Origin of the sequence: Lyngbya aestuarii BL J, from assembly GCF_000478195.2 — a bacterium.
GTDB lineage: Bacteria > Cyanobacteriota > Cyanobacteriia > Cyanobacteriales > Microcoleaceae > Capilliphycus > Capilliphycus aestuarii.
Window position 1 is genome coordinate 20,279 of the sequence record NZ_AUZM01000073.1, and the last position, 8,150, is coordinate 28,428.

Below are 8,150 nucleotides of genomic sequence, written 5' to 3' on the forward strand. Positions count from 1 at the left end.
CAAGTCAGGGAGTAAATTTTCGGTCGGAAAACCTCAAGTCAGGGAGTAAATTTTCGGTCGGAAAACCTCAAGTCAGGGAATAAATTCCCTGTCTAAAAACCTAAGTCCTCTTAAGAGGACTTCACATATTAGACGGAGATTTTAATCTCGGGTGTAGAGGATGAATTTTCCTATTCACAGGACTTAACATAGGCGAACGCTTTTTTTGAGGGAAGGGAAACTTTTGGCTGACGGTGTGCGTCTGGGTGGTGAGTCGGAATTTGGCGGGTGCAAAGTCTGTCACGCCGAATCGAATCAAGGGTCTGTTGAGATTCTTCACGGAGTTTACCCTTGAGTGAAACGAAGGGTTCACCAATGACAATGTGGTAGTATATTCTCCGGTAGAGATTTCCCCCAGGTTTAGGAACGGTTGAGTGATGGTGAGTCAGTTTCAGGAAGCAAACCTATTGCTACGGACGGGTAAGCTAGAAGAAGCGGTGGCGGCTTATCGGGCGGCAACAGCAGAAAATACAAGTTTTTATCCGGCTTATCAGAATTTGGGGGAAACGCTTTGGAAGTTGGGGCGCTTGGATGAAGCGATCGCTGCGTTTCGTCAGGCGGTGGTGTTGAACCCTGGGGGGGTTTGGGGTGTATATAAGTTGGGGGAATTGTTGCGCCTACAGGGAGAGTTTCAGGAAGCTGTGGGTTATTTGCGTCGGGCGGTGGAGTTGAAGTCTGATCTGGCTGAATTTCATCTGGGTTTAGGGGCGGCTTTGGTGCAGTTGGGGCTATTTTCTGAGGGGGAGGGTTGTCTCCGTCGGGTGTTGCAGTTTTCGACTTCTTCTATCCCAACGGTTTCTCTGGCGGAAGCTTATTATTTTTTGGGGGTGATTAAGTCTGAGCAACAACAAGGGGCGGAGGCGGTAGACTGGTATCGTCGGGGATGGGAGATTCATCCGGGTTCGGTTGATTGTGGTTTGGCTTTGGCTAAGGCGTTGGGGAAATTAGGGCGGTGGGATGAGGCGGTGGACTGTTATCGCCAAGTTGCGGCTTTGTCGGAGTCGGGCGAGGTTTTGTTTGCTTTGGGTAAAGCTTTGGCGGAGTTGCAGCGTTGGGAGGAGGCGATCGCGGAGTACCAGGGGGCGATCGCGTTGGGGTTTGTCGGGGCGGAGGTGCGGCACTATTTGGGCTATGCGTTTAATCAGTTGGGGCGCTATGAGGAAGCGGTGGTTGAGTTGCGGCAGGTGTTGGAAGTTAACCCTAAGTCGGCTCAGGTACGGCATCAGTTGGGCTATGCGTTGATGCAGTTGGGGCGGTGGCGGGAGGCTGCGCTTGAGTTGCGGAAGGCGGTTGAGTTGTATCCGGGGTCTGCTGTGGTTTGGCAGCAGTTGGGGGATGTTTTAAGGGAGTTGGGGGAGAATGAGGAGGCGGCGGAGGCTTATCGACAAGCTTTAGAGTTCAAGTCTCGAACAAGTGGCTATGCTTCAAAATTGAGTAGAGCCTTGCCACAAATAAGAAGAGTGACTCAAAAGCTTGGTGCAAATGATCAAGGTAAAAAATACAGTATCTTAAAAAATCGAAATGAAAGGTCAACTTACCTTAACGTTCTTTTTGTACTTTACGGAAATATCGACTCCAACGGTGGGTATCATGTCCAACTCCATGCTAATCGGTTGTTAGATCAAGGAGTTGATTGTCTGGTTGTGGTTCCTGATAGCTCTGACAATACGGATGTGCTGCGACAGTCTTTGCACAATTTATCAAACACTGTTCCCATATTACCGTTTTCCGCGCTTTCCATTCCGGATTCGCGTTTACCTTTTGCTAATGGTCGCGGCCCTGATGTGATCCATGCCTGGACTCCCCGTGAGATTGTGCGGAAATTTGTGGAAAGATTACTGAAACAATACTCATGTCCTTTGGTTATTCATTTAGAGGATAATGAGGAATATTTAACCGAAGCTAAAGTGGGAAGACCTTTTGCGGAGTTGGCTAAGTTGCCAGAAGTTGAACTTGACAAGATTATTCCTGGCGATCGCTACCATCCGATTAAAGGTAAAGCTTTTCTCCAGCAAGCTCAGGGGTTAACTATGATTATTGAGACTCTCAAAGGTTTCAATACTGGGAATGTGCCTGAGTTGGTTTTAGCTCCCCCAGTTGATGAGAGTTTGTTTTATCCTCGACCAATAAATCAGGACTTGCGTCGTTCCTTGGGTATTCCAGAAGGTCATGTAGTTTTAGCTTATACAGGTAATGTACATAGTGGCAACCGAGATGAGGTACGGGAGCTATACAAAGCTGTAGAAATTTTGAATCAACAGGGATGCCCTACGGTATTGTTGCGTACTGGTTTGAATCGTGAGGAAATGGGGGTTGAGAGTTGGGGAAGAATTTATGAAAAGTATCTAGGGTGGGTGGAACGAGAGCAAGTGCCGGAAATTTTGGCAGCAGCAGATGTTTTAGTTCAGTCTGGTGTACCTGGTGTGTTTAATGACCAGCGCGTTCCATCGAAATTGCTGGAATATTTTGCAATGGGGCGACCAGTGGTGCTGCCGAAGACGAATTTGGGGTTGAGGGTGAAGCATGGTCAGGAAGGGTATGTGTTGGAAAGGTCTGATGCTCAAGGTATTGCCGGGGCGGTGCAACAGATTAAAGCTGATCAAGAGTTGGCACGGCGATTGAGTGATGGCGCGGTTGAATTTTATTTGAGTCAGCTTGAGCAAGGTTTGATGGGGACTCAGCTTAATGATTTCTATTGTAGGCTAACTGGGAATGTTTCGTCTTTCTCAGATTTAGTTTGTGGAAAATATAAAACTTATCCTAATTTTACTGGGAAGCGACAGGCTGAAGGTGGATTAAGATTATCTGGTAATTCAAAAAATACTACCAGCAAAGAACCTCTGGTTTCAATTATTACTCCCGTCTACAATAACTCAATAACTTTTGAACGTTGTATTAATTCCGTACTCAATCAAAAGTATAGCAATATTGAATATATAGTTATTGATGGAGGAAGCGATCAGGCTACTCTAGATATTATACTTAAGTACAGTGATAAAATTGACTATTTTGTTTCGGAGCCTGATGGTGGTATTTATAACGCCATGAACAAGGGTCTAGAACTGGCTTACGGTGATTATATCTGCATTTTAAACTCAGATGACTGGTATTTGCCAGATTTTGTTAGTTCTTGTGTTGAAGTCGCAATGTCAAAACAATCAGAAATTGTATATACATATTACAAACATGGTGAAAATGAATTGACTACTGAAGGCATAAATGAGGGTGTTTTCTTGGGACATCTCAATGTTTGTCACAATACTTTTTTAGTGAGTAAATCCTGCTACAATAAGATAGGAAAGTATTCAGAGAAATATCGTATTGTCAGCGATGCTGTATGGATTCGCAAGGCTTTTAAAGAAGGAATAAAATTCGATTTGGTTCCAGATTTTCTCTTTGTACTTTCGGAGGGTGGGCTATCTTCGGGAAATACTCCTGAAACAAGACAGTTATTTATTTCAGAAGTAATTATAAGCTATAAAAATGAATTTGTTTTTTTAGAAAACTCAGATGCGGAAGAAATTTATTTATTTAGATTTAATAAGAATAGAATCTCGAAAATTATTGATATAGCCCAAAAATATCGACAAGAAAGTACGTTTATCCAAAGTTTGGCTAAATATATTCATTATTGCTTTAAGCACCGAGATAACTTTAAGCTGTCTCGAACAGAAGCTAGTACCACATTTTTAGAATTCATTAAAGTATCAAATCAGTTTAATATCCCCAAAAATTCTATAAGAATTAGTACCAATCAAGGTTGTTTTTCCAAAATTATAGATTCTATCGACTCGACTGCCAGTCAGAATAAAAGTAGTAGAACAAAAGTTATCCTACATTTTGTGACTGTTTTTTCAGCACCATCTGAGACATTTATTTACGATCTGCTTAATCGCCTTGAAAATGAAACATCTTTTGATAATTATATTTTGTATGAACACAAAATTCTAGAGAATGAAAGGCCTTATCAAAAAGGATTATATATACCTTGGCAAGATTTTAGAGAAGAAGTGAGAAACGAAATCTACAAATATATATTCACAAAAATAAATCCTGATGTAGTTGTTGCTCATTTTGCTTTAAATGAGTGGAAGTTATCTAAAAGGTTAAAGCCTCTTGATATATCAGTGCCAACCATCAGCATGACTCACGGTATTGATGTTTTTTCAATGCGTAACAATCCCAAATATAAAAAATATTTATTAGAAGATTTTTGTAAGCGAGAAAATACTTCGTTCACGGCTGTTTCTAATTATCTTATAAGTGAGTTGGAAAGTCATGGAGTTCCGAAAAATAAAATAACTCTTATTCATAATACTGTTAACAGTCAATTTTTTTCACATCGTAAAAAATCAAATTATTTTAAAAAAGGTCGTACACTTAAACTTTTGGCGATAGGTCGCTTGGTCGAGTGGAAAGGTCATACTTACTTATTGCAAGGTTTAAAATTCTTTAAAGATGAATTTTATGATGATGTACATTTAACAATTGTGTATGGTAACGGCAGAGATTATTACGAAAAAACTAAAACAGAAATAGAAAGATTGAATTTATATTCACAAGTTTCGCTTATTCCATTTGTTGATTTTTTAAAAAATATTAATTTTTTTCATTCTTTTGATATATTTATTCAGCCTTCAACTTACTCAAAAGACGGACTTAATAGATCCGAAACATTTGGAGTAGCAGTTTTAGAAGCGATTGTATCAGGATTACCAGTTATCGTTACTGATGCGGGCGCCTTGCCGGAGGTTATAGGCTACGAAAATAAATTTGCACAAGTAGTCCCTCATGCTGACGGAATTGCTATCGGAAAGGCGCTAGAATTTTTTTTAAAAAATGGGGAATGCTTTGCTGATAACATCGAATATGCCACAGAGCGAATCTCGCTGTTTTCAAGTAAAAGACAAACGCTTTTATTGGGTCAAGAAATAATTAAGGTCTCTCAGTCTAAATTAAATGCTGTCTTATTCTCCTCTAGTACAATTCAAGGGGCGGGCTATGCAGCTTTTCGTATACACAAAGGCTTGCTCAACACAAGAATTCACCCAACTCTTTTCACGACAGTGAGAAATCATAAATCTTTCCCTGGTGTACAAGTTGTGTCTGATCCCCTTAACAATAATGGGGAAACTTGGAGAATTTTACAAGATCCGTCTATCAGCAAACCTGGATTGACTATCTTTAGCATCAATCACCCACTGATTAATTCCAAACAATTAGCATCAATGGTTGCAGATGCAGATGTCGTTAATTTACATTGGACTGCTCGTTTCCTGTCCATCGAAAATATCGCTCAGTTGAGTAACATGGGCAAGCCTTTAGTGATAACCATCAGGGATATGAATCCCCTGACGGGAGGATGTCACTATTTTCATGGCTGTCATAAATGGCAGAATAGCTGTTATAATTGTCCTCAGCTTGTTGATACATTTGATAATTTCCCTAGCAAAGTGTTAAATGCCAAGAGGCATTATTACAATTTTGATAATATTACGATCGTGACCTTGAGCAGACACAGCGCAGAAATTGTGAAAAAATCTCCTTACTTTAATCAATGTAGAATTGAAATCATACCCAACTCAATTGAAACAAATATTTTTAAACCTCATAACAAAAATGAAGCACGCAAAAAATTAGGATTGCCTCTAAACCGTAAAATAATTGGTTATTTGCCTTCTTATTCATCTAGGGTCAAAGGGTATCAAGAGATGCTAGAAGTTTTAGATTTATTTTATCATAAATATAGTGAATTAAATCCATTGATCATGCTCATAGGTAGTAGAACGCCTGTTAATGAACAAATTCAACTTGAAAATAAAAGCATTGGGTACATTAATGATAATGAAAAACTAGCGATTGCTTACTCTGCTGCCGATGTTGTTGTTGTCCCTTCACTTGAAGAAACTTTTTCTAACACGACGGCTGAATCAATTTCTTGTGGAACTCCAGTTGTTGGTTTTCAGACGGGTGCAATTCCTGATATGGTAAAAGATGGAGTTACTGGGTATACTTTTCCTGTAGGAGATGTGAAGGGTTTGGCTAAAGGTATATATGCAACCTTAACCGGAAAGAGTATGTCTGACGATTGTAGAGTATATGCAGAAAAAAATCTTAGCTTTATGATTCAGGCTCAACTCTATGAAGAACTTTTTTACGATTTATATATCCATGATAAAATGAAAGATAAAGTTTCCAAGCTATTCAATTATGAGTTTTTATCATATTTTCCTGAAACAACACCAACAATTATGAATCTTTTGATATCTAAAATTATGAAAATAAAATGAGTATTTAATCCAAAATTATTGATTTGATGATTGATTGCAAAGTTCAATCAGAGAACTAAATTGATAACCCAAGTTCATTGTTGAGAGTAACGCCAGAGATAAAAAAGCAATTGATTTTATATCCTGTCAAGCTCATTCAAAGTAGAGAAAATTTTTGAAAACCCCAATTGATTGATTATGCTTTCCAAAAGACATTATCATTTTCATTTACACTTAAATAATATAGACTTTGTGTACACTTATATCAGAAAAAATGCTTGTTCCGCCTTCAAAAAATTTTTTGTTGCAAACTCTAATATGCGCGATAACATAAAATACTGTAACTCCTATTTGGAGTTTATGATGAAATATCATCGAGTTAAGTCAATAGATAGCTTAAAAGCTTTTGAGCATAAGATTGCAGTGATCAGGAATCCAAGCGATAGGGTGATATCTGCTTACTTAAATCAGTTTATTCAACGTTTGAAAAAGGGATCAGATCTTTCAGATTCTATCAGTAGAAACATATCAGTGTCACTCGATTTATTAACTTTTCGGGAATTTGTGTCTGAGTATTTGGCCAAGGTAGATTTTGAAAGAGTTGATTGTCACTTTTGGCCCCAGAAAGAACATTTAGCACCCATCAACTACAATCATCTTTGGTTGCTTGATAATTTGGCTGAAAATTCAGAAAAACTTTTCGGATATGAATTAGCCAATAAATTTTTTAAACACAAAACCAATTCAACGTCAAAATACAAAAAATATGATGATAACGCAGTTGATTTGTCGGCTATTCATATTTATGAACGCTTTTTAAATCAAGGGGATATTCCTAGTTATTCTGCAATGTTAGACGATGAATTAGAAGCAATTATAAATCAACTTTATTATGATGATTTTGAATTGTTTTATACACTAAAATCACATTGCATTACCTTGTTTAATTAATCCAATTTTTTTTGAGGGCAGATAAAATTATGACTACGGTAATTTGTCCAATTTGTAAAGGTCAAAAATTTGGAAAATTCTCTAATCGCCCCTCGGCTAAATGTTTGACTTGTGGCTCTTTAGAAAGAGGTAGAGTTATCTACATGGTTCTTGTTAAATTAGGAATTCCACGTGCCGAAGATCGCATATTACACTTTGCACCGGAAAAGTGTTTTATCGATCTTTTTACCAAAAGTCATGCTGAAAAATACCAGGCTTTTGATTTGTTTCCTGAAAGATACAAGAATTCAAAAACAACAGTTCGACGCTTTGATATTTGTGAAGACTTGAACTCAATGCCATCAGATGAGTGGGACTTTATATTACACAATCATGTACTTGAACATCTTTTTTGTTCGGTCAAAGATGTTCTACATGGTTTGGCTCGTATTTTAAAACCAGAGGGAACGATGGTATTTACAATACCCATTCATAAAAGACAAAAAACAATTGAAAATCTCGACCCATTTTTATCTGAAATTGAACGAAAGAAAACATTTGGACAAAAAGATCATGTTCGCTTGTTTGGGTATGACGTGATGTATACTATTAAAGAATCATTAGGTGTCAATTGTTTTATTCCTGTAACTTCTTTATTTGAAGAAGAGGAGTTTGTAAAGGCTGGCATCCCCTGGCAACCAGAAAATGAACCAAACGGAAAATCTATTTTTTTATATAAAAAAAGTGGTAAATTTTGATTTTTTTATTGACTTTATACTTTCAGTTTTTTTTCATGTTAATTAGCGTTAAAAAGAAATTCATTTTTATAGCAAATACCAAAGCAGCATCTACAACTGTGGAGTTTTTATTGAAGGATTACGCTCAAATCGACTTAAGCGATGCTCATCCTGG

General features: G+C 38.0%; 3 protein-coding genes. All 3 read left to right on the plus strand.

The genetic code is table 11. From position 1 onward, the window contains the following. Positions 1-416: 416 nt before the first annotated feature. The 3 genes from M595_RS22525 (at position 417) to M595_RS22535 (ending at position 7,996) form a co-directional block, all read left to right on the plus strand. Positions 417-6,329 (plus strand): glycosyltransferase, encoded by a 5,913-nt coding sequence (locus M595_RS22525; protein ID WP_040484519.1) that lies wholly within the window; start codon positions 417-419, stop codon positions 6,327-6,329. 177 nt (positions 6,330-6,506) lie between these two features. Next, entirely contained in the window at positions 6,507-7,259 is a 753-nt protein-coding gene (locus M595_RS22530) for a sulfotransferase family 2 domain-containing protein (RefSeq protein WP_071809970.1), read from the plus strand. 29 nt (positions 7,260-7,288) lie between these two features. After that, complete coding sequence (locus M595_RS22535; RefSeq protein WP_023068785.1) at positions 7,289-7,996, plus strand: methyltransferase domain-containing protein; 708 nt, start codon at positions 7,289-7,291, stop codon at positions 7,994-7,996. The last annotated feature ends 154 nt before the right edge of the window (positions 7,997-8,150 follow it).

Excerpts from the sequence above, each read along its gene's own strand:
- M595_RS22525 (WP_040484519.1), top strand. The coding sequence starts at position 417 with ATGGTGAGTCAGTTTCAGGAAGCAAACCTATTGCTACGGACGGGTAAG.
- M595_RS22530 (WP_071809970.1), top strand. The coding sequence starts at position 6,507 with ATGCTTTCCAAAAGACATTATCATTTTCATTTACACTTAAATAATATA.
- M595_RS22535 (WP_023068785.1), top strand. The coding sequence starts at position 7,289 with ATGACTACGGTAATTTGTCCAATTTGTAAAGGTCAAAAATTTGGAAAA.